This window comes from Salidesulfovibrio brasiliensis JCM 12178, assembly GCF_001311825.1.
GTDB classification, from domain to species: Bacteria; Desulfobacterota; Desulfovibrionia; order Desulfovibrionales; family Desulfovibrionaceae; genus Pseudodesulfovibrio; species Pseudodesulfovibrio brasiliensis.
The window spans coordinates 54543-79372 of the sequence record NZ_BBCB01000006.1 but is presented as its reverse complement, the minus strand read 5'-3'; the positions used below and the strand labels follow the sequence as shown (position 1 = coordinate 79372).

General features: G+C 59.4%; 23 protein-coding genes, 1 tRNA gene and 5 pseudogenes. 18 read left to right on the top strand and 11 right to left on the bottom strand.

Annotated elements, in window-relative coordinates; genetic code table 11:
- The 13 genes and pseudogenes from JCM12178_RS03875 to dapA form a co-directional block, all read left to right on the top strand.
- Positions 1-725: MTAP family purine nucleoside phosphorylase (locus JCM12178_RS03875; RefSeq protein WP_054648928.1), on the top strand; the 725-nt coding region annotated here is incomplete at its 5' end.
- Between the two features lie 15 nt (positions 726-740).
- Positions 741-2060, top strand: coding sequence for an amidohydrolase (locus tag JCM12178_RS03870; protein WP_054648926.1), 1320 nt, complete (start codon positions 741-743; stop codon positions 2058-2060).
- Positions 2061-2190: 130 nt separating this feature from the next.
- Entirely contained in the window at positions 2191-2478 is a 288-nt protein-coding gene (locus tag JCM12178_RS03865) for a PxxKW family cysteine-rich protein (protein WP_054648924.1), read from the top strand.
- A 107-nt stretch (positions 2479-2585) separates the two neighbouring features.
- Positions 2586-3808: pseudogene (locus tag JCM12178_RS20195) on the top strand (M20 family metallo-hydrolase).
- A 9-nt stretch (positions 3809-3817) separates the two neighbouring features.
- Positions 3818-5695 carry a tRNA uridine-5-carboxymethylaminomethyl(34) synthesis enzyme MnmG gene (gene mnmG, locus JCM12178_RS03855; RefSeq protein WP_054648922.1) on the top strand — a complete coding sequence of 626 codons (1878 nt, stop codon included), beginning with the start codon at positions 3818-3820 and terminating at the stop codon, positions 5693-5695.
- 103 nt (positions 5696-5798) lie between these two features.
- On the top strand, positions 5799-6644 hold the full coding sequence (locus JCM12178_RS03850) for a hemolysin family protein (RefSeq protein ID WP_054648920.1): 846 nt from the start codon (positions 5799-5801) through the stop codon (positions 6642-6644).
- A gap of 4 nt (positions 6645-6648) precedes the next feature.
- On the top strand, positions 6649-8166 hold the full coding sequence (gene lnt, locus JCM12178_RS03845; protein ID WP_054648918.1) for an apolipoprotein N-acyltransferase: 1518 nt from the start codon (positions 6649-6651) through the stop codon (positions 8164-8166).
- 26 nt (positions 8167-8192) lie between these two features.
- Positions 8193-9303, top strand: a protein-coding gene (prfB, locus tag JCM12178_RS03840) for a peptide chain release factor 2 (protein ID WP_157054725.1) whose coding sequence is annotated in 2 segments (ribosomal slippage) — positions 8193-8267 and positions 8269-9303 — 1110 coding nt in all. Because the reading frame shifts where the segments join, the coding sequence is not laid out codon by codon here.
- Positions 9290-10141 carry a GGDEF domain-containing protein gene (locus JCM12178_RS03835; RefSeq protein ID WP_054648934.1) on the top strand — a complete coding sequence of 284 codons (852 nt, stop codon included), beginning with the start codon at positions 9290-9292 and terminating at the stop codon, positions 10139-10141. Before prfB ends, JCM12178_RS03835 begins: the two co-directional genes overlap by 14 nt.
- A gap of 12 nt (positions 10142-10153) precedes the next feature.
- A pseudogene (locus JCM12178_RS03830) lies at positions 10154-10961 on the top strand (MinD/ParA family protein).
- Positions 10962-11083: 122 nt separating this feature from the next.
- Positions 11084-11357 (top strand): annotated as a pseudogene (locus JCM12178_RS03825) (HU family DNA-binding protein).
- Between the two features lie 466 nt (positions 11358-11823).
- Positions 11824-12213: a hypothetical protein gene (locus JCM12178_RS03820; RefSeq protein ID WP_054648914.1), complete on the top strand. Its 390-nt coding sequence runs from the start codon at positions 11824-11826 to the stop codon at positions 12211-12213.
- Positions 12214-12227: 14 nt separating this feature from the next.
- A pseudogene (gene dapA / locus JCM12178_RS03815) lies at positions 12228-13108 on the top strand (4-hydroxy-tetrahydrodipicolinate synthase).
- Between the two features lie 72 nt (positions 13109-13180).
- Here dapA and JCM12178_RS03810 read toward each other — a convergent pair.
- The 9 genes and pseudogenes from JCM12178_RS03810 to JCM12178_RS03780 all read right to left on the bottom strand — a co-directional run bounded on the left by JCM12178_RS03810 (position 13181) and on the right by JCM12178_RS03780 (position 19796).
- Positions 13181-13525, bottom strand: coding sequence for an Hpt domain-containing protein (locus tag JCM12178_RS03810; protein WP_054648912.1), 345 nt, complete (start codon positions 13523-13525; stop codon positions 13181-13183).
- An 11-nt stretch (positions 13526-13536) separates the two neighbouring features.
- Positions 13537-14788, bottom strand: a pseudogene (locus JCM12178_RS03805) (RtcB family protein).
- A 230-nt stretch (positions 14789-15018) separates the two neighbouring features.
- Positions 15019-15381, bottom strand: a complete 363-nt coding sequence (locus tag JCM12178_RS19275) for an ABC transporter permease (protein WP_245628599.1) — start codon at positions 15379-15381, stop codon at positions 15019-15021.
- Positions 15285-15803 (bottom strand): ABC transporter permease family protein, encoded by a 519-nt coding sequence (locus JCM12178_RS19270; RefSeq protein ID WP_245628598.1) that lies wholly within the window; start codon positions 15801-15803, stop codon positions 15285-15287. The genes JCM12178_RS19275 and JCM12178_RS19270 overlap by 97 nt, the downstream gene beginning before the upstream one ends.
- Positions 15800-16678, bottom strand: a complete 879-nt coding sequence (locus JCM12178_RS03795; protein WP_054648910.1) for an ABC transporter permease — start codon at positions 16676-16678, stop codon at positions 15800-15802. The genes JCM12178_RS19270 and JCM12178_RS03795 overlap by 4 nt, the downstream gene beginning before the upstream one ends.
- Positions 16665-17882 carry an ABC transporter substrate-binding protein gene (locus JCM12178_RS03790; protein ID WP_054648908.1) on the bottom strand — a complete coding sequence of 406 codons (1218 nt, stop codon included), beginning with the start codon at positions 17880-17882 and terminating at the stop codon, positions 16665-16667. The genes JCM12178_RS03795 and JCM12178_RS03790 overlap by 14 nt, the downstream gene beginning before the upstream one ends.
- Positions 17882-18841, bottom strand: coding sequence for an ABC transporter ATP-binding protein (locus JCM12178_RS03785; RefSeq protein ID WP_054648906.1), 960 nt, complete (start codon positions 18839-18841; stop codon positions 17882-17884). The genes JCM12178_RS03790 and JCM12178_RS03785 overlap by 1 nt, the downstream gene beginning before the upstream one ends.
- Positions 18817-18945: a hypothetical protein gene (locus JCM12178_RS20435; RefSeq protein WP_284690197.1), complete on the bottom strand. Its 129-nt coding sequence runs from the start codon at positions 18943-18945 to the stop codon at positions 18817-18819. The genes JCM12178_RS03785 and JCM12178_RS20435 overlap by 25 nt, the downstream gene beginning before the upstream one ends.
- Positions 18942-19796 (bottom strand): phosphotransferase family protein, encoded by an 855-nt coding sequence (locus JCM12178_RS03780; RefSeq protein WP_245628597.1) that lies wholly within the window; start codon positions 19794-19796, stop codon positions 18942-18944. Before JCM12178_RS03780 ends, JCM12178_RS20435 begins: the two co-directional genes overlap by 4 nt.
- Positions 19797-19849: 53 nt before the next feature.
- On the opposite strand from JCM12178_RS03780, the gene JCM12178_RS03775 reads away from it, so the two are divergent.
- Entirely contained in the window at positions 19850-20056 is a 207-nt protein-coding gene (locus JCM12178_RS03775; protein WP_054648904.1) for a 4Fe-4S domain-containing protein, read from the top strand.
- Here JCM12178_RS03775 and JCM12178_RS03770 read toward each other — a convergent pair.
- Positions 20053-20622, bottom strand: a complete 570-nt coding sequence (locus JCM12178_RS03770; RefSeq protein ID WP_054648902.1) for a type I restriction enzyme HsdR N-terminal domain-containing protein — start codon at positions 20620-20622, stop codon at positions 20053-20055. The two genes, JCM12178_RS03775 and JCM12178_RS03770, sit on opposite strands and share 4 nt — an antisense overlap.
- Before the next feature lie 140 nt (positions 20623-20762).
- Between JCM12178_RS03770 and JCM12178_RS03765 the strand changes: the two genes are divergently transcribed.
- The 4 genes from JCM12178_RS03765 (at position 20763) to JCM12178_RS03750 (ending at position 23432) form a co-directional block, all read left to right on the top strand.
- Positions 20763-21434: a FadR/GntR family transcriptional regulator gene (locus JCM12178_RS03765; RefSeq protein WP_054648900.1), complete on the top strand. Its 672-nt coding sequence runs from the start codon at positions 20763-20765 to the stop codon at positions 21432-21434.
- A gap of 13 nt (positions 21435-21447) precedes the next feature.
- The gene (locus JCM12178_RS03760) at positions 21448-22245 is read left to right on the top strand and encodes a sulfite exporter TauE/SafE family protein (protein ID WP_054648898.1); all 798 of its coding nucleotides are present in this window, start codon (positions 21448-21450) and stop codon (positions 22243-22245) included.
- Between the two features lie 19 nt (positions 22246-22264).
- Entirely contained in the window at positions 22265-23287 is a 1023-nt protein-coding gene (locus JCM12178_RS03755; RefSeq protein ID WP_054648896.1) for an alpha-hydroxy-acid oxidizing protein, read from the top strand.
- A 58-nt stretch (positions 23288-23345) separates the two neighbouring features.
- Positions 23346-23432: transfer RNA gene (locus JCM12178_RS03750), tRNA-Leu, on the top strand.
- A gap of 64 nt (positions 23433-23496) precedes the next feature.
- Here the strand turns inward: JCM12178_RS03750 and JCM12178_RS03745 are convergent.
- Complete coding sequence (locus JCM12178_RS03745) at positions 23497-24822, bottom strand: two-component system response regulator (RefSeq protein ID WP_054648894.1); 1326 nt, start codon at positions 24820-24822, stop codon at positions 23497-23499.
- Between the last annotated feature and the right edge of the window lie 8 nt (positions 24823-24830).

The following is a 24830-nucleotide window of genomic DNA, read 5'->3' as shown; positions in this document are numbered from 1 at the left end:
GCGGCCTCGACAACCCGGACCTTCTCGAAAACGCAAGCGACATCCAGACGGAAACCCCGTTCGGCCCGCCGAGCTCCCCGCTCAAAGTCGGAACCATCGCAGGCAAGGAAGTCGCCATCATCGCCCGCCACGGAAGGGAACACACCATTCCTCCCCACGCGGTCAATCACAGGGCCAACATCCTCGCCCTCAAGGACTGGGGCGCGGACATGATCCTCGCAACCACGGCCTGCGGCTCGCTCCGCGAAGAGATCGACCGCGGCCATCTGGTCATCCTCGATCAGTTCATCGACTTCACCAGACGGCCGGGAAACACCTTCCACCACCGTTTCGAGCCCCATTCGGCCGTTCACACCGGAATGGCCGATCCCTTTGACGAAACGCTGCGGGCCAAGCTCATCCAGTCCTGCAAAGACGCAGGTGTGGAGCATCACCCTAAAGGGACGGTCATCACCATTGAAGGCGCCCGCTTCTCCACCCGCGCGGAATCGAACATGTTCCGCATCTGGGGCGCGGACGTCATCAACATGAGTGTTGCCCCGGAGTGCGCACTGGCCAACGAGGCAGCCGTTCCGTACGCAGCCGTGGCCATGAGCACGGACTACGACTGCTGGAAGACCGACGAGGAGCCGGTTAGTTGGGACGACATTCTTGAAGTATTCAAAAGCAACGTCGAAAAAGTCACCACGGTCCTGACCCGGACCATCGGCGGCTTCGACGACTAAACGGATACAATATTCATGGCCGCCCCCTCCGAATGCGATCTGCTGATAACGGCAGACATGGCAATCATCCATGGCGGCGTCACGCTTGAAAATGCGGGCGTCGTGATACGCGGTGGCCACATTACGTCAGTAGGCTCCGCGGAATCGCTGGTTCGCAGCCACGCCCCTGAAAAACGCATCGACCTCGGCCCGGCGCTCCTGCTGCCGGGCCTCGTCAATGCACATACGCACCTGCCCATGACCCTGCTCAAGGGCATCGCGGACGACCTGCCCCTGCTTGAATGGCTCAGGGATCATATCTGGCCAGTGGAAGGGCAACTCACCCCGGAGCTGCTCCATCTGGGCGCGCTGCTCGGCTGCGCGGAGATGATCCGCACCGGCACCACGGCCTTCCTGAATGGCTACATAAGCGAAGAAAACACAGGAAAGGCAGTCGATGAATCCGGCATCAGGGCCATTCTCGGCGAGGGCTTCTTCGGATTTCCCTCACCCATGTTTCCCACGGCGCAAGATTGCTGGGATGTAATAAGGTCACTGGAGCATACGTATGATGACCATGAACGCATCCGCACGGCCGTAACGCCGCATGCGGTCTTCACGGTCAAGCCGGACGAGCTGGCCGAAAGCCACGCGCTGGCCGAGGAACTGGACGTTGCGTGGCAGATTCATCTTGCCGAATCCCCAGAGGAGACGGCAGATTGTCTGACCAAGACCGCAAAACGGCCCGTCGAACTGCTCCACTCGCTCGGAATCCTCGACCACCGCTGCACGCTGCATCACTGCGTGGATGTGACTCACCATGAAATCGGGCTGATCGCCGAGGCCGGGGCAAAAGTCAGCCACAACCCTGCCTCGAACCTGAAACTCGCATCAGGCATCGCCCCTGTGCAAGCCATGCTCGATGCAGGAGTGAGCGTCGGCATCGGCACTGACGGTTCGGCAAGCAACAACCAGCTGAACATGTTCCGCGAGATGGGGCTGGCTGCGCTCTGCGGCAAGGTGCGGGACCGTGACGCATCTGCCGTTTCTGCCGCAAGCTCCTTTGCCATGGCCACGGAAGGCTCTGCACGCTGCCTGCACTGGCCGGAACTCGGAGCCATCGAAACGGGAAGGCCTGCCGACCTCTGCGCCCTAAGCCTGAGCGAGCCGAACATGCTGCCCATGAACGACCCGGTTTCCCACTGCGCCTACGCCGCCACGGGACATGAGGTGATGCTCACTGTTTGCGCCGGAAAAATCCTGTATCGGGATGGGCGCTTCACCACCCTCGATATGGACGCTTTGCGCAGGGAAGCCGAGGCTGTACGACGTTGGATTTTGTCGCGCCGAAAGTGAAAAATTCGGGGAAAAAGCTTGACAATTCTCGTCAAACGCGCATATCCGTTTCGTCTTTGAAGAACACGACTCAATCATCAGCCGCATGGGCATCCGTCCCCGGCCGATATATTTTTAGGAGGATACACCAATGGCCAAGAAAGTAGTTGTCGCCTCTCTCGAAGGCGCCGTGAAGACCGATGAAGGTCTCAAGTACAAGGGCGTGATCATGGAACCCATCGTCGAAAAGTGCGAGGGCTGTGAACGCGTTGTTCCCTTTGAAGAGGAAAAGTTCTGCCCCAGCTACGCCCAGCCTGCCCGCAAGTGGGCCCACGGCGTCTGCAACTTTGCCACCCACGTTCGCGCCGCCGTGGACAAGGAAGGCAAGGTCAAGGTCAACCCCCTCAAGGCATCCAAGCGCGCCGCCCGCGGTCGCTAGACCCTTTCGGACGGATGCGGGGCGGTTTACCGCCCGGACGGTTTTTGCCCATATCGGCGCGGCGCTCGACGCCGCGCCGTTTTTCTGTTTTCAGCAGGGAGCCACGCATGAAGAAACTCTATGATTCCATCGATTCCATGACCGAAACGGTCGTCTCCATCCAGTCCGAACTCGTCTCCCGTCCCGCCCTCTCTCCTGACAACAACGGCACCGGCGAACGCGAAAAGGCAGACTGGATCATCGGCTTCATGCGCGACATGGGCATTTCCGACATCAGAGAATACAACGCTCCCGACGACCGCGTCCCCTGCGGGCACCGTCCCAACGTGGCGGCCGTGATTCCTGGCAGGGACACTTCCCGGACTTTCTGGGTCATCGCACACATGGACGTCGTGCCCGTTGGCGAACGCAGCCTGTGGAACTCCGACCCGTGGACCCTGCACCGTGACGGCGACACCATCGTCGGCCGCGGCGTGGAGGACAACCATCAGGGACTGGTCTCGGGCCTGCTGGCCGCCAAAGCCATTCTTGAGGCGAACGAGACCCCGGCCATGAACTTTGGCCTGCTCATGGTTTCCGACGAAGAAACCGGCAATGACTTCGGCTTGCAGTTCATCGCCGACAATCACCTCGAGCTTTTCGGCGAAAACGACCTCATCCTCGTGCCGGACTCCGGCGACCCGAACTCCACCCAAGCGGAAGTGGCGGAAAAGGGCATGTTCTGGCTCAAAGTCACGGTCAACGGCAAACAGTGCCACGCCTCCACCCCTGACGAAGGGCTGAACGCATGGTGGCGGCCTCGGCCATGGTGGTGAAGGTCAACCAGCTTTACGCAGATTTCGACGCTCAGGACGAACTTTTTTCCCCGCCGTTCTCCACATTTGAGCCGACCAAGCGCGACCCCAACGTGGAAAACGTGAATACCATCCCGGGACGCGACGTCTTCTACGTGGACAGCCGCGTGCTCCCGCAGTACGACATTGACGACATTCTCAAGCGCATCAAGGAATACGGCGCAGAAGTGGAAACGCAATACGGCTGCACCATCGGGTACGAAGTCGTCATGCGAGAAGAGGCAGCTCCGCCGACCCCGCCGGATGCCGAGATCGTGCAGCGCATTGCCAAAGGCGTGAAGGCGGTCTGTGGCAGAGACGTCCGGCCCATGGGCATCGGCGGCGGCACCGTGGCCGCAATCCTTCGCCGCAAGGGCAAGAAGGCGCTGGTCTGGTCCACGCTGAACCATTTCGCGCACCAGCCCAACGAAGCTTCGTCCATCAAGAGCACCATCAGCGACGCCAAGGTCATGGCGCACGTCCTGATGCAAGACTAGAGGAACAACATGAAAGCGCCGTTTCCCGATATCTTCGACGCCATTGTGGTCGGCGCGGGCCATGCGGGCTGCGAGGCCGCCATGGCGCTCTCGCGCATGGGCCGCACCACCCTGCTGCTGACCATGAACGTCGATCACATTGGCCAGCTCTCCTGCAATCCGGCCATCGGCGGGCTTGCCAAGGGACACATGGTCCGGGAAATCGACGCGCTCGGCGGCATGATGGGCCTCTGGGCCGACGCGGCAGGCATCCAGTTTCGGACCCTGAATACCCGCAAGGGTCCGGCTGTCCGCGCCACCCGCGCCCAGATCGACCGCGCCGAGTACATGCGCGTGGTCAAGCGCGACATCTTCTCCCAGCCCAACCTCTGGGTCTGGCAGGACACCGGGGAATCCCTCATGGTGGAGGACGGCCGCTGCGTGGGCATCGTCACCCGCCTCGGCGAAACCTTCAGGGCGCAGAACGTCATGCTGACCACCGGAACGTTCCTGCGCGGCCTGCTCCACATCGGACTGAAGAACTTTTCCGGCGGCAGGCTGGGGGACCCTTCGGCAGATGCCATGTCCGCCTGCCTGATGGAACACGGTTTCGAACTCGGCCGCCTCAAGACGGGAACCACGCCGCGACTGCTCAGGGACTCCATCGACTTCAGCAAGATGGAAGTCCAGCCCGGCGACGCTCCGCCGCCCGCGTTCAGCTTCCGCACCAGTGAAATCCCCATGCCGCAGTTGCCTTGCCACATGACGTGGACCAACGAGGACGCCCACGAAGCCATCCGCTCCGGCTTTGATCGCTCCCCCATGTTCACCGGCGTCATCGAGGGAACCGGCGCGCGCTACTGCCCGTCCATCGAGGACAAGGTCGCCCGCTTCCCGGAAAAGGAACGCCACCAGATTTTCGTGGAGCCAGAAGGCCTCGACCACCCCGAGGTCTACCCCAACGGGATTCCCACCTCCCTGCCACTGGACGTGCAGAAGCGCATGATAAACGCCTGCGTGGGACTGGAGAACGCCCAGATCGTCCGGCCAGGCTACGCCATTGAATACGATTACATTCCGCCCACACAGTTGAAGCCCACGCTGGAATCCAAGCCGCTCCCCGGCCTGTGGTGCGCAGGGCAGATCAACGGCACATCGGGCTATGAGGAGGCGGCGGCACAGGGGCTGTGGGCCGCCATGAACATCCACGCCACCTTTGAAGGGTTGCCGCCCTTCGTGCCCGGACGCGATCAGGCGTACATGGCCGTTCTGGTAGATGACCTCGTCACCAAGGGAACGCAGGAACCGTACCGCATGTTCACCTCGCGGGCAGAGCATCGTCTGCTGCTCCGAGAGGGCAACGCCGACCTTCGACTCACCGAGATCGGCCGCAGTTACGGCCTTGTGAACGACGACCAGTGGGCCATGTTCAGCGCCAAGCGTGCAGACATTCAAGCACTCCTTGAAGCCGTGGCCGAGTGCAAGGTCAGACCGAACCGCGAGACACGGGACCTCCTCGAGTCCATCGGCGCCACCGTGCCCGGCAAGGCTGTGGAGCTGGCCGCCATCCTGCGCCAGCCCGGAGTGGGTATCCGCCCTCTGGAAGCCCTGCTCCCGGAAATCGGCGATATGAAGGACCTCGTGCTGGATGAGGTGGAAACACAGGTTCGTTACGAAGGATACCTCAAACGCCAACAGGAACTTGTGGACCGCTTCCGTGAGATGGAAAGCGTCCCTCTCCCGGAAGACCTTGATTACGCTGATGTTTCCGGCCTGACACGAGAAGCGGTAGAAAAGCTCGGCACCATCCGGCCCATGACTCTCGGGCAGGCCTCCCGAATTTCCGGCATCACCCCTGCAACAATTTCGTGTCTTGAAGTTCACCTGAAAAAGCGCGGATACCTCTAAGTCTTCGTTGACAGACGGTTTTCCGGTGCATACATACTGATTTCAGGAAAGGCGACCGTCCCGTATCGGAACGGGTATACCAACCACAAAAAGGAGTCCCACCTTGGAAGACGGCTCGGACAGTCGATTTCGATCCTTTTTCAAGTCCATCTTCAACAAAAACGGCCACGACCTCGAAGACCACATCCTCGAAGCCCGTGAAGACGGCGAAATCGAGGGTGAAGAAGTCTCGATGCTCCTCAACATCCTTGAGCTCGACGAACGGCACGTCACCGAAGTCATGGTGCCCCGTACGGACATGACCTGCGTCGAGGAAAAGAGCAATGTGGCCGACGCCGCTGCCGCCATCGTGCAGCAGGGCAATCATTCACGCATCCCCGTTTTTCGCGACACGCGCGACCACATCGTGGGCGTGGTACACGTCAAGGATCTGCTTCCGCCCATGCTCAAGGGCAACGTGGATTTGTCCATCAACGATTTTACGCGCCCCGCGCTTTTCGTGCCGGAAACAACCCGGCTCGACGACATGCTGAGCATTTTCAAGCGCGAAAAAGTTCACATCGCCGTGGTGCAGGACATCTACGGCGGGACCGCGGGCATCGTGACCATGGCCGACGTCCTTGAAGAAATCGTGGGAGAAATGGCCGACGAGCACGACGCAGAACGGCCCGAAGAGATCGAACGGACCGAAGATGGCGCGCTGCTCGTCTCAGGCCGCGTGCCACTTGACGAAATATGCGAGCTCTGCGCCGTGGAAATGGACTCCGAGTACGTGGACAGCATCGGCGGATACGTCGCCGCGCTGGCCGGGCGCGTACCGCATACCGGAGAATATTTCGACATTCAGGGCAGACGCTTCACCGTCATGGCCGCCGACGAACGCCACATAATCCTCCTGCGTATTGACGAACTGCAGGAGGAACCGCAGCAGGCAACGGGTACGGACTGATTCCATGCCCACCCTCGCCCTAATCGCCATCCTCGGAGCGTGGCTCGGGTTCGCCAACCCCGTCCTCTCCCTGCCCCCGGCAGCCCTCGCCTTCCCGCTCGGGCTGGCGTGGATAGGCTTCCGCGCCTTTTCACCCAAGCGCGCCTTTCTGTGGGGCTGGCTGGCGGGCACGCTTGCATGCACGGGCTGTCTGTACTGGATGGTGGTGCCGGTAAGCATCTACGGCAACATGCCTTGGTATGTGGCGCTCCCCTGCCCTCTGTTGGCTGGCGGTGCGCTCGGCGCACTTTATGGGCTTTTCTCCATGGGCATGCACTTTTCCGGACGCGCAAGCGCGCGCTGGCCGGTCATTCTCATGGCCGGGCTGTCATGGGCCGCGCTGGAATCGCTCATGTCCTTTATCCTCACCGGATTTCCATGGATCACGCTTTCCGCGGCGTTTGCCGCATGGCCGCTGACGGTTCAGGCCGCGTCGCTCATGGGCGCCTTCGCGCTTTCCGGCGTATTTGCCGCACTGGCGGTATCAATACTTTTATACCGCACCGTTCCGGGAGCGCAGTACATAGCCGTGGGCATCGCCGTTTTCCTGCTGGGATTCGGCTTCTGGAAAACTCACTCTTTTGCAGACGGTGGCCGCGAGGTCACGGTGGCGCTGGCACAGGGCAATGTGGACCAGAGCATGAAGTGGGATCCGGACTACCAGCAGCAGACCGTTGACAACTACATTGACCTCAGCCGCCAAGCCGCACAGCAGGGTGCGGAGCTGATCGTCTGGCCCGAGACTGCCATGCCCTTCTACCTACAGGACAGGACGCCTTACGGCTTCAGCGTCCGGCAGTTCGCGAAAGACCATGATGTCCGGCTGCTGGCAGGCTCCCCGGCCTATCGCGTCACTGATCCGAAAACGCGCTCTTACGTGCTCTTGAACCGCGCGTTCCTCGTGAAGGAGGACGGCTCCGCAAGCACTTGGTACGACAAGGAACACCTTGTGCCCTTCGGCGAATACATGCCGCTGGAAGAATTAATGCCGTTTGAAAAACTGGTGCAGGCCGCCGGGAATTTTGTCCCCGGAGAAAACACAAAGAGCCTTACAACCCAAAGCGGCGTGGACTTCGGCATGCTCATCTGCTACGAAGCCATCTTCCCGGATTTGGCGCAGAAGCAGGTGGAGCTTGGTGCGCAGTTTCTGGTGAACATCAGTAACGACGCATGGTTCGGCAAGACGTCCGCCCCACGCCAGCACCTCTTGCTGACCACGCTGCGGGCCATTGAGCAATCCCGTTGGATCGCGCGCTGCACCAACACTGGCATCACGGTCTTCATCGACCCGCTCGGCCGAATCAACTCCCGGCTGCCGCAGTTTGAAAGCAGCCAACTGACCGGCGTCATACGCGCCCGGACTGCCACCACCGCATTCCACAGCATCCAACCGTGGCTTGCGGCAGCGCTTCTGACCACCACGTTCCTCGGATTCGCGTTCGTGACGGTTGCCGTAAGGCGGGGAAAACGGCAGGATAGCTGAGAACATTACAACGACCCCAGAGAAACATGCTTGAATATCCCGAATTGAAATCACTTTCCGCCGAACTCATCGGCAAGTTCGACAGCCTTTGGGGGCGTCTTTGACTATAAGGACGCTTCCGACCGGCTCAAAGAGATAGAGGCTGAACTCTCCCGCCCGGGCGCATGGGACAACCCCGACGCGCTCACCCCTGTCCTCAAGGAAAAAAGCCAGCTCGAGACCAAGCTCGCCATGTACGACGACCTCAAGTCGGCGCGCGAGGACCTTGACGAATGGCTGCTGCTTGCGCAGGAAGAAACCGACGAGGAAACCATCGGCGCGCTTGACGAGTCACTGGAGACCTTCCGCTCCCGGCTCGGTCAGACGGAAATGGCAACGCTTTTCACCCACCCACGGGACAAAAACGCCGCGATTCTGGAGATTCATCCGGGCGCAGGCGGCGTGGAGTCGCAGGACTGGGCCGAAATGCTCATGCGCATGTACCTGCGCTGGGGCGAGAGAAAAGGGTTCGCCACCGAGGTTCTGGACCTCCAGCCCGGCGATGAGGCGGGCGTCAAGAGCGTAACCCTGCGCATCGAAGGCCTTTATGCCTTCGGGTTCCTGCGCGGTGAACGCGGCGTGCACCGGCTCATCCGCATGTCGCCCTTTGACGCATCCGGCAGACGGCACACCTCGTTCTCTTCCGTGGACGTGGTTCCGGACATCGAGGAAGAGGTCGAAATCGACGTGCGCGAAGAAGACCTGCGAATTGACGTATTCCGCTCCTCCGGTCCCGGCGGGCAACACGTCAACAAGACCAACTCGGCCGTGCGCATCACCCACCTGCCCACAAACATCGTGGTGCAGTGCCAGAACGAGAAATCCCAGCTTCGCAACAAGCTCTCGGCCATGAAAGTGCTCAAGGCCCGGCTGTACGAGGTGGAAATGAAGAAGCGCGAGGAAGAGCAGCAGTCTGACTACACCAACAAGACTGCCATCGCCTTCGGCAACCAGATCAGAAGTTACACCCTGCAACCATACAGGCTGGTCAAGGACCATAGGTCCAACTTCGAGGTCAGCAACGTCGACGACGTGCTGGACGGCAACCTGGATGACATCATCCGCAGCACCCTGATCCATGCCCATGCCGAACAATAACGACCTTACTCCCAACGAGTCCGCACTGCTCAAGGAGATGAACGAGCTCCAGCAGGAACTCTGCTCCAAAGTAACCGAGCACTGCGCCGGCTCCGAGGACGAGGCCGCGCTCTGGGTGTGCAGGCTCTTTCCGGGGGTGACGCCCTCGGACTGGGAAAGCCTCTCCGCCCAGAACGCCCTGCATGAATGGCTGACACTGCCCCTTGACGGCTCTGCAGCCCCCAACGTCAGGTTGGTGCAGCGCACTCTCCAGAAGCTTTCGTACGAGACCAACCACGACCCGCTCACCTCGCTTGCCAACCGGCGGTCCTTTGACCGCATGCTGGACGTGGAGATCGAACGGGCGCGCAGGAACAAGTCCGCTGTGAGCCTCGCGGTGCTCGACCTCGACGACTTCAAGTCGGTCAACGACACCTACGGCCACACCACGGGCGACGAGGTGCTGGTGGGCGTTGCAGGCCAACTCAGCAGCGTCATCCGTCGCTACGACCTCGCCGCCCGCTTCGGCGGTGAAGAGTTTGCGCTCATCCTGCCCGGCACTGGCCTCGTCAAGGCCAAACGCGTGCTGGAACGCGTTCTCTCGGCAATCCGCTCCCAGACTTTCACGGCCGAAGACGGTTCGACCTTCTCGATCACGCTTTCGGGCGGACTGACATGTTACAAGGGAACCATCGACATGTCGGTCAAAAAGCTCGTGGATCTCGCCGACGAAGCGCTCTACCGCGCCAAGGCAGAGGGCAAGGACCAGATTGAGGTTTCACGGATTCCTGACATCGACATGGTGCCGCGCCAATCCCTCGTCCAAGCCAACGAAAAGCAATTCCTGTTCGGGAAATAGAGGATACAAGCCATGAACAATGAAAACAGCACGTTGAGCCTTTCCATCATGAGCGGCAAAGGCGGGGTGGGTAAAACCAACATCGTCCTGAACCTCGGATACGCCCTGCGCGAAGCGGGACATTCATCCATGCTCATGGACTGCGACCTCGGCCTTGCCAACCTTGACGTCCTGCTCGGCATTTCCCCGGAACGCAACCTTCAGGACCTGTTGCAGACCGACCTCTCCCCGTCCGAAGTGGCGGTTTCCATCGAGGAAGCTGGACATCCTCCCGGCCACCAGCGGCGTTCCCGAGCTGGTGGAGATGGACGAAGACATGCAGGACATCCTGTTCAGGAAACTCGTCACGCTGGCCGGTCAATATGACTTCCTGATGCTCGACCTCGGCGCGGGAATCAACCACACGGCCATGGCTTTTGCGGCCATCACCCAGCTCAGAATCGTGGTGGTCACACCAGAGCCGACCTCGCTGACCGACGGGTACGCCACCATCAAGGTGCTCAACACACAGCACGGTATCAACGACTTCCTGCTGCTCGTCAATCAGGTCACCTCGCAAAAGGAAGGCAAGCAGACCTATGAACGTCTGGCTGCGGCCTGCCGCAACTTCCTGAACGTAGAACTAAGGAATCTCGGCTACATACGTCAGGACATGACCATCGTTGAATCGGTGCGAAGACAGACCCCGTTCATGAAATTTGCCCCGGAATGCAATGCCGCCAAGGACATACGCGGCCTTGCCCGCAAGCTCATGCGCTACCGTCAGGACAACCTCGAACGTATTGCCGGAAGGCACATCCTGAAAGAGTTTCCGGTTTAACTACCAAAAGGGGTTGACGAAAAGCCACAAGTTTCGGCATAGTTAGTAAAGTTAAGATTCTCAAATACGTTCTCATTCCCAAGTCCGCGCTGTGCGGAGAACGCAACCCATGGGGGAAAAGGATGAACAAGAGCGAACTCATCAAGCTCTGGCCGAACAGAAAAACTTCACGTTGACGAGTCCACGCAGATCGTGAGCGCGTTTGTCGACTCCATCAAGGAAGCGCTCGTGCGCGGCGACCGCGTCGAAATCCGCGGCTTCGGCAGCTTCAAGCTCAAAGAGTACGAAGGCTACACCGGCCGCAATCCCAAGACCGGCGAAGTTGTGCAGGTTAAGCCCAAGAAGCTGCCCTTCTTCCGTCCCGGTAAAGAGCTCAAGGAATACATCAACGACTAAATGTACCGAGTTCTCGCTCTATTCCTGTTCCTGCTCCTCGCCGCACCAGCGAGCGCTCAAGATGCTCCCGTTCTGACGCTGCTCTACACGGGCAACACGTATGGAGAGATAGCCCCCTGCCCGACGTGAGGGGGCAAAACCTTGGGCGGGCTGGCCCGGCGGGCCACCTTTTTTCAATACAACGTCAAGGACCAGCCACGAATCCTCGTGGCTGGTGCCTTTGAGTTTCTGCAAGAGCAGGCCAAATGCCTGCGCCGGGCACGCTCGCGGCCCTTGCGGAAGCGTACGATTTCATGAATTATGACATCGCGCTGCTCGCCGAAGAAGAACAGCGGATGCTCGACCGTGTGAACGTGACACCACCCAAGGCCTGGAAAACAGCCACACAGCGCCGTTTCGCACGGTAGAAACACCCGGCGGCACCGTCGGCTTCCTCTCGTTCCCAGCCCTCCCGGCAGGAACGGACATGCCGGATGCACTTCTTGTGGAAGAAGTGACCCGTGCTGTCGCCAAGGTCAAGCCGACCGTGGACCTGCTCGTGGCACTGAGTCCTTGGGGTGGCTATGGAGAGAAAGCCTACCTCGACCAGAGCCCCGACGCCGTCCCGCACATCCTCCTCGGCAGCGGACGCGGAATGAGTTTCGTGAAGCGGTTTTCTTCCGGAGGCAGGGTTCTCTGGTCAAGACCCTATCCGCGCGGCAAGACCGTCACCCGTTTCACCCTGAAAGCGTGGCCCGAGGGCGACAACTTCGAGTGGTCGGACGAGATGATCTCTTCAGCTGCGGAACTGCTGAACGATGCGGTCCAAGAAAATCCCCACGTCCGCGGGATATTTGATAAAGCGGACACCAAGTAACGAGGGAGAGTACCATGAAATTTACTGGAGCCTATACAGCCCTGTCCACCCCCTTCGTCAACGGCGAAGTAGATGAAAATGCATATCGCCGCCTCATCGACTGGCAGATCGAAAACGGTATCGACGGCCTCGTCCCCTGCGGAACCACCGGCGAAGCCGCAACCATGACGCATGAAGAACAGGGCCGGATCATCAAGATCTGCGTCGATCAGGCCAAGGGCCGCGTGCCCGTCATTGGCGGTGCCGGGTCCAACAGCACCCGCGAAGCCATCGAGCTGACCAAGCTCGCCAAGGACGCCGGTGCCGACGCCGCGCTGATGATTACCCCCTATTACAACAAGCCGTCCCCCAACGGACTTGTCGAGCACTTCAAGGCCATCGCCGCCGAGGTGCCCATGCCCATCTTCGTTTACAACGTGCCGGGCCGTACCGGGCTGAACTGCCTGCCCGAGACGCTCAAGCGCATCAAGGACGAAGTGCCGGAAGTCATAGGCGTCAAGGAAGCTACCGCCAACCTCAAGCAGTGCGCCGAAGTCATCGAACACTGCGGCAAGGATTTCCAGATGCTCTCCGGTGACGACTTCACGGTTCTGCCGCTTCTTGCGGCGGGCGGATGCGGTGTCATCTCTGTTGTTTCCAACATCATGCCGGGAGAAATGGCCGGACTTTGCAAGGCGTTCCGCGAAGGCGACATGGACAAGGCGCTGGACCTGAGCCTCAAGATTGCCCCGCTTGCCCGAGCATGTTCATGGAAACCAACCCGATCCCGGTCAAAACCGCGCTGCACATGATGGGCATCTTCGACAACCTCGAGTTCCGCCTGCCCATGGTGCCGCTGGAACCGGAAAACGAGCCGAAGCTCCGCGATATTCTCAAGGAAGCAAAGCTCGTCTAACATCCCTATTTGAAAACAAAAAAGCCCCGCTCCGGAATCCGGAGCGGGGCTTTTTCATGCCTGTCGCCAAACTTATTCTTCGGCGATGTAATCGAACATGAAGGCATAGGTGTCGTGAATGTCATGTTCCAGCTTGGAAAAACACTCACGGGCGGCATCCATATCATTTGCCTTGGTGGCCTTTTCCAACAACAGACAGTCCTCTCGGACACGTTCAGCGCCGATGGTTGCCGACCCGCCCTTCAAGGAATGGGCAAGGTGCCTGAGGGTCTCGACGTCACCTGATTCCAGCGATTCGCGAATCTGCTGAATCCGTTTCGGCTCCTGACTGACGAATACCGCGAACATCTTTTTGACGAACGGCTTCTTCTCCTGCATGGAGGCGAGAAACTTGGTGTCGATGAGTTCACTATTCATTCACTTCTCCTTTACCCCTTGACGCATACAAGAGGCATGAGTCTGGCTACCGGTCGGGCCAGTCCCGCCCCTGTCGCCGATGTCACCACATCGCTACTTTCCTTATACGCACCCGGTGCTTCTTCGGCAATGCTTTTGATGTTTCTGCTACGAACTATCACACCTTGATGACGTAGTGTTTCAGCTATGTCCCGACCCTTGAACAGTTTTTTCGCATCCGTGCGAGAAAGACTGCGGCCAGCACCGTGATTGGCCGACCCAAAACTCTTCTGCATGGCCGCTTCGGTCCCTGCCAAAATGTATGAGGCCGAGCCCATGCTGCCGCCTATCAGAACCGGCTGCCCCGCCTCGCGAATATCTACCGGAAGCGACGGATGACCGGGCGGAAACGAACGCGTTGCCCCTTTCCGGTGAACAAAAAGGGTTCTCTTCCTTCCGTCCACCTCATGCTCTTCGGATTTGCAGGTGTTGTGCGAAACATCGTAGAGAAGCGATAGGTCAGCATTCGGGAAAGCATCTGCGAACGCGCGACGAACCAGATGGGCAATCACCTGGCGGTTGGCAAGCGCGCAGTTCATGCCGCAGCGCATGGCCCCGAGGTAGCGTTTGCCAAGCTCCGAGCGAATGGGCGCATTGGCCAACTGCCGGTTGGGCGCGTTTAACCGCACCTTTTTCTTCTTTCCTTTCGGGGCCATCTGCGCGAGGTAGTCTGTCCCTATCTGGTGGCCCAGCCCCCTTGAACCGCAGTGAATGCTTACGAACGCATCGCCCTCGGCAATGCCGAACACGGCGGCCTTTTCCGGGTCCAGAATCTCGGCTGCGTACTGGACTTCCAGATAATGATTTCCGGAACCGAGCGAGCCGACCTGATTGCGGATGCGCTTTTTTGCCTCGGCTGAAACCTCGCCGGGAGTCGCGCCGCGCACTGTGCCCCTGTCCTCAATGCGTTCAAGGTCTTCCTGCCGACCGCATCCTCTGGAAACAGCCCACGCCGCGCCGCGGGTCAGCATGTCGTCCAGCTCATCGCCCGACAGAACAATATCGCCACCTTTGCCGACCCCGCAGCACAGCCTCAAGGAGAGCATCGGCAAGCCTTTCCTGTGCCGATAGGATATCGTCGCGGGTCAATCCGGTATGCAGTGTGCGGACACCACAGGCGATGTCGAAGCCCACGCCTCCGGCGGACACCACGCCGCCGTCATCAGGATCGAAAGCCGCCACGCCACCGATGGGAAATCCATAGCCCGCGTGAGCGTCCGGCATGGCCAGCGAGGCGCGAACGATGCCCGGCAGACAGGCCACCTCGCTACCTGACGCAGCGCGCCGGGGTCCATCTCCCGCATGATGCGCTCGGACGCGAAAACTCGTCCCGGAACACGCATATCTCCGGTCATGGACAGTTCCCACTCGAACTCATCTCTTCTGATAAGCGGCTGTTGCTTCATGGTGCGGAGTTTTACCATCCTTCAGGAGCGGCGACCAGAAAATCCGGCTCAATACATGCCGCGCCTGCGATAGACGCGCGACACGCCCAGCTCAACGATGCCGAACAGCAAAACGGGCACGGCGAGAAAGACGAGCGTCAGGAGTGAGCCGACACTTCTGTCCGAGGAGTTGAGGAACGGGAAAAGGTAGTTGGTGTAGGAATCCACCGCCCCCCCGCCGATGAGGAAGACGATGAAGTATTCGGAAAAGGCGACCAGAAACACGACTGAGGCTCCGGCAACAACGGACGGAATCAGCAGGGGTATCTCGACGGTTACAAGCCGCATGAGCCGAGACGCGCCAAGGTTTGCGGCGCAGAGTTCATACTCCTCCCCCACGGCCTGATAGCCCGCCACCAGCGCGCGCAGCATGAAAGGATAGCTGAAAAGCGACAGCGCCAGCACCACGCCCACAAAGGTATCTGCCAGCCTGTGCGGATGAACATGACGTGCACGCCCATGGAAAACGTCATGGACGGCACCAACGCCGGAGCAAGCAGCAGCCCCTCCAGAAACGTCTTGCCCGCAAAGTCATGCCGCGCAAAGTGATGGGCCGGAAAAATACTCAGACAGAAGGTCACCACCACCGTCGCCAAGGAGTAGGCCACGGACGAGAGCATGTGCCGGGTAATGACCGGATACTGGGACAAGAGGTACTCCACGGCGTGGGTATCAAAGCGTCCGGGCACCAGCTCCGGCCACGTCCAGCCCGGAGACGCCACATACGCGGCAAGCACCAGCAGCGGAAAGAGCGCGCAGAACGCGATGAAGCCGAACGCCAGCCAGTGTCTCACAGCTTGCGCTCCCTTGGCTGCATCTGCTTGGCAACCCGGGTGTAGAGCCAGATAAAGAAGAGCGAGAACAGGAACATACAGGTCAGGATGGCCATAGCCGTTGGCCGGTCCGCCAGCTCCCGCCGGAAATAGAGGTTATAGACCTCGATCGACAGCATTCCGGGCGTGCTCTCGCCAAGGAGAAACGGAATGTCGAAGGCTCCGAAAGAGTAAAGAAACAGGATGATGAAGGTGGTGTGCAGCGTTTTTGCCATGTGCGGCAGCACCACGCGCAGGAACACCCGTGGCTCGCTGGCCCCGAGCATCGAGGCCGTGGTCACAAGCTGCGGGTCCATGCGCTTGAGGACCGCGTAGGCCAGCAGGATGGTGAACGGTATTTCCTTATAGGTGTATGCGAGAATCATCCCCAGCCCGTTGCCGGAAAAAAGGACCGAAGGGAACTGGTCGATGCTCGCCACCAACCCCGCATGATATGCCGCCGCGCTGACTACCCCGGATTTACTCCAGAATATCAGTACGATGAAGGCTACAGCGATATGCGGCAAAATGAGCGGAACCTTGTAGACGATGGCGGCGCGCTCGAGTCGCTCCGGCAGCCGCCAGATGCCGTAGGCGAGCACCGAGCCCACGGCCACGGACAGTCCCGCCGAGACCACGGCCACGTAAAGCGATAGCGCGGCGGATTTGATGCAGCGCTCCGTGAGCAGGTTGGCATAGGCGTCGAACCTGCCACCATGATAGTCGAACGGCAGCATGTAGCCCAACGACTGAGCCACGGCCAGCGCCAGTCCTCCGGCAAAGAGCAGCGCCAGAGGGACCAGCAGGGGCGACAGCTTGAGAAGCGTGCGTCCCGTTCCGGCCCTAGCGCAGGACATTCTCCTCCCAGCCGCGTTCCAGCGCCTCCACATACTCGGCGGCTATCTCCGGCACGGCCGCGGCACCAAGGACGTCCGGGCCGAGCGTCGGCTCTCCGAGGTCCACCGCCTGCATGGCTTCGCGCATTTCATCGGGCAACAGCGTGTTGTCCAGCGCGGGGAAGTCGCCCCAGTTGGCCGGGTCGAGTTTGGAGAGCTGGGCTTCGGGACTCATAAGGAAGTTGGCCACCACCATGGCGCCGGGCTTGTTGGACGCATTAAACGGGATGGCCGTGAAGTGCAGGTTGAAGATGGACCCTTCCTTCATGATGAAGGTCCGCACGCTCTCGGGGTACGTGCCTTCAAGAATCTTACTCTGGGCGTGCATCGGGTGATAGGACATGTTGATGTCCACCTCGCCGCGGGCAAAGAGCGTATCGAGCGCGGCGACATTCTTGGGATAAGCCCTTCCCTCCTGCCAGAGATACGGCTTGAGATCGTTCAGATACGCCCAGAGCTTGGGGGCGTTGCGATTGAAGAGCGCCTCGTCCCAACCACCGAGATACTGGTCGCTGCCGCCCGTCACGGCATAGAATGCCTGCCGGATGAATGCGGAACCGGTGAAGTCCGGCGGCTGCGGGTAGGTGAACCGGCCGGGGTTTTTCTTCACCCATTCCTTGAGGTTTGCAAAAGCGGCCGGATGGCCGGACTGCCGCGCGGAATCGTATTCAAACACAAACTGGGCAGTGCCGTAGGGCGTTTCATAGCCGTCCGTAGGAAACCCGAAGTCGTGGGCGGCCAGTTTCCTGTCCACATATTTCTGAAAATTCGGAAGCTTGTCAGCGTACGGCCCAAAGAGCGCGTCCGCCTGACGGCACTTCTTGAAGTTTTCGCCGTTGATCCACAGCAGGTCGATGGTGCCGGAGGTCTTGCCCGCAGCCTTTTCGGTCAGCAGCTTGTTGACGAACACCGAGGCGTCCATGGGCACGCGCACCAGCGTGATGCCGTAACGGTTCCTGACCTCTTCGGCCACGTAGGTGTCCACCCACTGGTTTATCTGCGCGGAACCGCCCCACATGTAGAACCGCACGGTTGAGTCTTTCGCCGCCTCTTCAATGGCGGAATACTCTTTGTTCAACCAGTCGGTCTCGCCCGGCCCGGAATCCGCGCACCCTGCAACAGCAAGCATCAGCACCGCCATGAATGCGGCAATAAAACCCCTCATTATACTGTCCCCTTTTTAATCAACTCATCAAGAATCCGCACGGAAACCCGTGCTCCGGGCACAAGGCCCGGCCCGTTTCCGTATACCACGATGCGCTCACCGCCAATATCCACGGCAAACCGCGTGAAATGCCCTGCAAACACGGCCTCGGCAATGATTCCGGGACCGTTCTCGTCCACGGTCAAGCCAAGCGCCTCGGGGCGCACCGCCACGCGGCCTGTCGGGCCATCAGACACCAGACGCAGCGCCTCGCCTTCCAGAATGTTCAATGGCCCCAGAAAACGCGCGGCCTCGTCATGCACCGGATTGAAATAGATGTCCTTGCTTCTGCCGTACTGGACCAGTTCGCCGTCCATTATCAGGCCGATGCGGTCCGACATCACAAAGGCCTCCTCCAAATCGTGGGTGACGCTTAAGGTGGTCACCCCGAAAGTGCGCTGGGTTTCGCGTATGAACTCGGCTGTCTGGAGCTTGAGATTTCGGTCCAGATTGGCGAACGGCTCGTCCAGAAGCAGCATCATGGGATTGACCACCAACCCGCGTCCGATGGCAACGCGCTGCCGCTGGCCCCCGGAAAGCTCGTTGGGATACTGATCCGCCTTGTCCGCCAGTCCGAAATAATCGAGCACGTCCATGACCCGTCTGCGGATTTCGCTCTTGGCGATCCTGCGCGAACGCAGCCCGAAGGCCACGTTGTCAAAGACTGTCATGTTGGGAAAGAGGACGTAATCCTGAAAAACGAGAATGACCGGGTTCTCGCGGGTTGGCGTGGTGTCAAAGCGCAGCGCGCCCTCGTCCGGGCGCTCCAGCCCCGCGATGAGCTTGAGCAGCGTGGTCTTGCCCGCCCCGCTCGGGCCGATGATGGAGACCATCTCGCCCTGCTTCACGTCAAAGGTGACGTCCCGTAGAACCGGCGTCCCGCCGTAGCGCCTCGTCAGGCCCCGCGCTTGAAAAAACATTCCATCTCGTCCAGATACCGGTTTATGCGCCCGAAGGTGAACTCGTCCTTCAGTTCCCTGCCGGGACGCGTGTATTCGTACCATGCCATGAAGCACCAGCTCATGCGCGCAGCAGGATAGTCCGCTCCATGATGTCCGCACCGAAGACCGCGTCGTTCAGGGACATGGAAATCCCGGCCCGGCGCAGATACTCGGCCACAAAGACCTTCCTGCCCTGCCCGTCAAAACGGAAATCGCTCTTCCAGAGCGTCGTGGTGGGCACCATAAAATGCCCGAGATCCTGAAAACGACTGGATACCACGGCCTTTTCCCAGTCCACCAGCCAGACCTTATCGTGCTCGCGGTCCACGATGAAGTTGCCGGAGTTGACCTCGGTGTTGACCACGCAGAGAGGGTCTTCGCCAAACAGCTCGGCGGCCTCGTCCGCAAGGTTCAGCACGGTGTCACGGTAGCGCAGAATCATGTCCCGCTCCCGTTTTCTGGGATGATCCGGGTAGCGATTCACCAGCTCGAAGCTCTCCTCGGCGATTGCGCGAACCGGGTCGGCCTGAACCACCAGCCCGTCCGGAACCGGCACGCCGTGGACGGCCGCAAACACGCCCGCCGCACCGCGCCAGTCCTCTTCATACGCAAACGCGCCGCCGGGCAGAAACCGCATCAACAGCACGCCGTTGGGAAAGGTTTCGGTCCCTGCGCTGTCCACAAGGTATGGCTCAGGGGTCGCGCCGGAGGGATAAACAGCCTGCAAGACCCTGAACTCGTAGCCTATCTGATCGTCGAGGCCGAGCTGGGTGCCGTGATTGATGCGAAACACGCAACGACCACGGTCACGTGTTTCCAGAAGATAGTTCTCGTTATACTCACCGGCTGCGAGAAACAAGACTGATTCGGGGCCGGACAGATCTGCCCAGCCCCGACTTTTCACGTAGTCGAAAACTTCCCTGCTTTTCGGCATGATTTCAGCGTCCGATTCTTGCCTTTCCCGGTCCGGGACTTAATCTATGATTCATGAGCGATTCCAAGAAAAAAGAAGTCGGGCTCGACCTGAGCGGATGCAATGGCTGTTACGGCTGCGTCGACCTGAATCCCGAAGTATTCGGCTGGGACGATGGCACCGAGAAACCGTTTCTTGTCAAACCGGAAGCCACGGAAGAAGAGATCGCTGAAGCGGCCATGTGCTGTCCCGGCGACTGCATCTTTCTCGTGGATGACTAGTCCTTTTTTTTCGGGGGCACGCTGCAGGACTCATTACAGCAACTCCCGAAAAGGAATCCGCTGTAGGTGTGCAGAATCCGGGTCTGCCGTTCCCTCTGCTCGTCGTTCAGGGGCTGCATGTCGGCTTTTGCGACCATTTCCTGCAACTCGTCCCATGACGGCAGCGCGGTCATGCCACTGCCTACGCACTCTCCTGTCTTCACGTCCATGAGTGAAGCACCCATTGTGTCCGTCACCAATGCATGCGATGCAGGCGTTTCACCGATGAGACGCGCAGCACAGACCGTCTCGCGCTCATAGCTCCCCACGTCTCCCGAACAGAATATGATCAGGAAAATCGGCTGTCCGTCATCGCCGACAACCACTAGATCAACCGGCCGGTCGAACTGTTCGCCATCAATTGTATAGGTGATGTCGACTTTCGCGCGCAGACGGTCCTTCGGATAGCCCTTCTCCTCGACCAGCATCTTCGCAAGGGCCTGACGAAACTCTTCGTAGGTCGTCTCTTCGATTTCCTCGCCGGTCAGATAGTCGCGCAAGGTGCCGCCAAGACTGGTTTCATGCATGAAATCACCCCGTTTTGTAATTCTTCTGACACCTTACCTTATTTGTCCATTTTCGCAACTGACGAAAATGCTATTGGCGCTTGCAATGCGGTTCCTCTTTCAGTATTGGTATCACCAAAACAGGAATTGGTTGGACCAATATGAACACATCTCCCCAATATCAACTGATCACCAAGCGCATCCTCGAGCTTGTCGAGACCAATGGGTACAAGCGCGGAGACAAGCTGCCGCCAGAGCGTAAGCTCGCCGAGCAGTTCCATGTCTCCCGCAACTGCATCCGCGAAGCGCTCCGCACACTGGCCGAAGCAGGGGTTCTGGAGAGCCGCCACGGTGACGGTACCTATTACAAAGGCACCGATTTCTCCAGCATCATGAAGACCGTAACGAGTGCGGTAAGCAGACACCACGAGCGCATCGGAGAAATATTCGAGCTGCGCCACATGCTTGAACCCCAAATCGCCGCACTGGCTGCCAAACGCATCACGCGGGAACAGCTTGATGCACTCAAGGCCGTAGTCTTCGACCAGCATCAGGCTGTGCTCAAGCAGCAGGACGACTCGCAGCAGGACGGCAGATTCCACCGCATTCTGGCCGAGGCGGCCAACAACACGGCAGTGCTTGAAGTGCTGGATGCGTCTCAAGCCCTTATTGACGACACCAGAATTGCACCGCTGCGAAACGAATCACGCGGGCTGGCGTCCGTGACAGGCCACATGCGCATTGTGGACGCACTTGAAAACGGCGACAGCGAAGAGGCGCGCAAGGCCATGGAAGACCACCTCTGTGAAATCGAACAGACAACCATGAATTAACGAGGAGACGCCAGTGCTTTCCATCTTCATCACCTACATGCTCATGGGCGCTTTTGCAGGCGTGCTCGCCGGGCTGCTCGGCATCGGCGGCGGTCTGGTCATCGTGCCCATCCTCTACTTCTGCTTCACCGCACAGGGCGTGCCCAACGAGGTCATGATGCACCTCGCCCTCGGCACCTCGCTTGCCACCATCATCTTCACGTCCATCTCCAGCATGCTGGCCCACCGCAAGCACGGCGCAGTACTCTGGGACGTCTTCAAGGTCATCACCCCCGGCATCCTGACCGGCACCCTGCTCGGATCGGTCATCGCCACCGCGCTGCCGACCAATTTCCTGAAAGGATTCTTCGGCCTCTTCCTCTATTACGTTTCCTACCAGATGCTCACCGGCAAGAAGCCCAAGCCGGGCAGGACCATCCCCGGCCCGGCAGGCATGTTCGCCGCAGGGAACGGCATCGGCATCTTTTCCGCACTGGTTGGCATCGGGGGCGGCACGCTCTCGGTTCCCTTCCTGACGTGGTGCAACGTCAGAATCCATCAGGCCATCGGAACGGCCGCTTCCATCGGCCTGCCCATCGCCATTGCCGGTTCTTTGGGGTATGCTTGGCGCGGTTTCGGCGTTGAAGGTGTTCCGTCCCTGTCCATCGGCTACATCTACCTTCCGGCCCTTGCCGGCATCGTCAGCATGAGCATCTTCACTGCGCCGCTGGGAGCGAAACTGGCCCACAGCCTGCCGGTGGGCAAGCTCAAGAAGATATTTGCCCTGCTGCTGTTCCTCGTGGGCAGCAAAATGCTCTGGAGCCTCATTTAATCCCGAGGAGGATATACCAATGAAAGAAATTCGCGAAAAAGCACGTGAACTGATGAAAGGATACTGTCGGGTCTGCAAAGTCTGCGACGGCAAGGCCTGCGCCGGGGAAGTGCCCGGCATGGGCGGCCTCGGCACTGGCAGCTCGTTCAAGAACAACGTCAACGCGCTGCACGACGTACGGCTGAACATGCGGCTGATCCACGGCGCCACCGAGCCCGAGACCGCCACCAGCATTCTCGGTATCGACCTCGACATGCCCGTCATGGCAGCGCCCATCGGCGGCGTTTCCTTCAACATGGGCGGCCAGATCGAGGAAGAAGAGTACACGCAGGCCGTGGTGGGCGGCTGCAAGAACAAGGGAATCGTGGGCTGCACCGGCGACGGCGTTCCCCCGCTCATTCACGAGTGCGGCAACAAGGCCATCGTGGATAACGGCGGACACGGCATTCCGTTCGTCAAGCCGTGGGAAGGTGTAGAGTTGAACGAAAAACTCGAAAAAGCCCATGAAACCGGCTGCCCGGCCATCGGCATGGACATTGACGCGGCCGGACTGATCACCCTTCGCAAAATGGGCCGACCGGTCTCCCCCAAGACGCCCGAGGAACTCAGGAGCGTCATCGAGACCGTGCACGACTGGGGCCTCAAATTCATTCTCAAGGGCGTCATGGCCCCGGATGAGGCAGCTCTCGCCGCCGATCTCGGCGTGGACGGCATCGTTGTCTCCAACCACGGTGGACGAGTGCTCGACCACTGCCCCGGCACTGCGGAAGTCCTCCCCGGCGTGGCCGAAAAGGTCAAGGGAAGCCTGACGATCTTTGCCGATGGCGGCGTGCGTGACGGAGTGGACGTACTCAAACTGCTCGCTCTTGGAGCGGATTGCGTAATGGTCGGCCGCCCGTTCTCTATCGCAGCGCTCGGCGGCCTGACAGATGGCGTGGAAGCATACATCGACATACTCAAGGGCCAGCTCACGCAGGCCATGGTGCTCACCGGCTGTCAGACCATCGACGACGCGGACGGGGGAATTCTTTTTCGCTACTAAAATATGCAAAAAAACGCTTGCATTCTAGAAGACGAAACATTAAATACGTCTTCCGCGTGCCGAAGTGGTGGAATTGGTAGACACGCATGATTCAGGTTCATGTGGGAGCAATCCCGTGGAAGTTCGAGTCTTCTCTTCGGCACCAATCAGACAGTAAAAAAAGCTCCGATCCTTGGATCGGAGCTTTTTTATTTGTCTTTTGATTGTATTCAACCGGAATAAAATGCGCAGACAACCCCTTTGGTACGCTTGCAAGAGTACATGGCCTCATCAGCACGTGTCAGCAGTGCTACGGGATCATCACCGTCCTTCGGATACAGGCTAATTCCCACAGTGGCTCCGATCTTGAATTCCTGACCATCAATGACATACGGACGGGACACGATCTCAACCAATCCCTCGGCCACTTGAATCGCGTTATCCGGATCTTCCAGACGCTCAAGCAAAATGCCGAACTCGTCCCCGCCTATCCTCGCAAGTGTGTCTGCTGCTCGAATGCGCTTCTGGATACGCTCTGCCACAAGGCGCAGGACGACATCACCAGTCTTGTGCCCACTGGTATCATTGACTTTCTTGAAATTATCGAGGTCCACGAACAATACGGCAAAGCTGTTGTTGTACCGACTTGCAGAGTTGATGGCGTGCTCCAGCCTGTCAAAAAAGACATGCCGGTTGGGAATACGCGTCAGGCTGTCCATGGTGGCCAGCACCTTGAGTTCGTTTTCCTGCTTCTTGCGGGCAGTTACGTCTTCGATAACACCAACAATGGTCTCGCCCCCGTCCTCGTCTTTCACCAGACGCGAGCTTTCGGAACACCATATTACCCGCCCATCCTTTTTGAGCGCTTGGTACTCGTAGTTCGTGACCAGCCCATCGCGGCGAATGTTCTCGAGATACAGCCTGCGCTGTTGCCGATCGAACATGATGGATGCAGCCGCGTTTTTCTGCTCAATCATCTCATCAACCGAAGCGTAGCCGAAGAGCTTCACCAGTGCGGGGTTGGCCTCAAGGACCTGCCCCTCCACCGTTGAACGAAAGATCCCTTCCACTGCCCGTTCGAAGATGGAACGATATTTTTCTTCGGCCCGACGCAGGCGTTCCGCAGTCTTACGGTGCTCCTCCACCTCGCGCTCAAGGAGTTTCTTCTGATGATGCAGCTCAAGAAATATGCTGACCTTGCTCTTAAGCGCCTGCACGTCAACAGGACGGAAGAGATAATCCACGGCTCCCGACGCGTAGCCCTGATTGACGTTCTCCTGATCCTGAAAAATGGCGGTAATGAAAATGATCGGCACGTGGCGGCCACGGTCAAGGCTCTTGATGGCCAGCGCGGTCTCGTATCCGTTCATCTCCGGCATCTGGATGTCGAGAAGGATCAGAGCAAAGTCGTTTGACTTGACCAGTTCAATGGCCTCCATTCCGTTGGAAGCCTGAACGACTTCACACTCTTCCATGGCCAACAGATGGTCGAGGAGAACAAGGTTGGTCTCGGAATCATCGACGATGAGAACTTTCATGGGACTTTGGTTTTCCATGGCCCCTC

Bases quoted from the DNA above. Each gene is read 5' to 3' on its own strand.
- JCM12178_RS03780 (WP_245628597.1), bottom strand. From the start codon at position 19,796: ATGCCGAAAAGCAGGGAAGTTTTCGACTACGTGAAAAGTCGGGGCTGG.
- JCM12178_RS03765 (WP_054648900.1), top strand. From the start codon at position 20,763: ATGAACACATCTCCCCAATATCAACTGATCACCAAGCGCATCCTCGAG.
- JCM12178_RS03770 (WP_054648902.1), bottom strand. From the start codon at position 20,622: ATGCATGAAACCAGTCTTGGCGGCACCTTGCGCGACTATCTGACCGGC.
- JCM12178_RS03810 (WP_054648912.1), bottom strand. From the start codon at position 13,525: ATGAATAGTGAACTCATCGACACCAAGTTTCTCGCCTCCATGCAGGAG.
- JCM12178_RS03870 (WP_054648926.1), top strand. From the start codon at position 741: ATGGCCGCCCCCTCCGAATGCGATCTGCTGATAACGGCAGACATGGCA.
- JCM12178_RS03820 (WP_054648914.1), top strand. From the start codon at position 11,824: ATGCCGGATGCACTTCTTGTGGAAGAAGTGACCCGTGCTGTCGCCAAG.
- JCM12178_RS03865 (WP_054648924.1), top strand. From the start codon at position 2,191: ATGGCCAAGAAAGTAGTTGTCGCCTCTCTCGAAGGCGCCGTGAAGACC.
- JCM12178_RS03795 (WP_054648910.1), bottom strand. From the start codon at position 16,678: ATGTCCTGCGCTAGGGCCGGAACGGGACGCACGCTTCTCAAGCTGTCG.
- JCM12178_RS03790 (WP_054648908.1), bottom strand. From the start codon at position 17,882: ATGAGGGGTTTTATTGCCGCATTCATGGCGGTGCTGATGCTTGCTGTT.
- JCM12178_RS20435 (WP_284690197.1), bottom strand. From the start codon at position 18,945: ATGAGCTGGTGCTTCATGGCATGGTACGAATACACGCGTCCCGGCAGG.
- JCM12178_RS19275 (WP_245628599.1), bottom strand. From the start codon at position 15,381: ATGCTGCGCGCGCTGGTGGCGGGCTATCAGGCCGTGGGGGAGGAGTAT.
- lnt (WP_054648918.1), top strand. From the start codon at position 6,649: ATGCCCACCCTCGCCCTAATCGCCATCCTCGGAGCGTGGCTCGGGTTC.
- JCM12178_RS03745 (WP_054648894.1), bottom strand. From the start codon at position 24,822: ATGGAAAACCAAAGTCCCATGAAAGTTCTCATCGTCGATGATTCCGAG.
- JCM12178_RS03775 (WP_054648904.1), top strand. From the start codon at position 19,850: ATGAGCGATTCCAAGAAAAAAGAAGTCGGGCTCGACCTGAGCGGATGC.
- JCM12178_RS03785 (WP_054648906.1), bottom strand. From the start codon at position 18,841: ATGTTTTTTCAAGCGCGGGGCCTGACGAGGCGCTACGGCGGGACGCCG.
- JCM12178_RS03835 (WP_054648934.1), top strand. From the start codon at position 9,290: ATGCCGAACAATAACGACCTTACTCCCAACGAGTCCGCACTGCTCAAG.
- JCM12178_RS03755 (WP_054648896.1), top strand. From the start codon at position 22,265: ATGAAAGAAATTCGCGAAAAAGCACGTGAACTGATGAAAGGATACTGT.
- mnmG (WP_054648922.1), top strand. From the start codon at position 3,818: ATGAAAGCGCCGTTTCCCGATATCTTCGACGCCATTGTGGTCGGCGCG.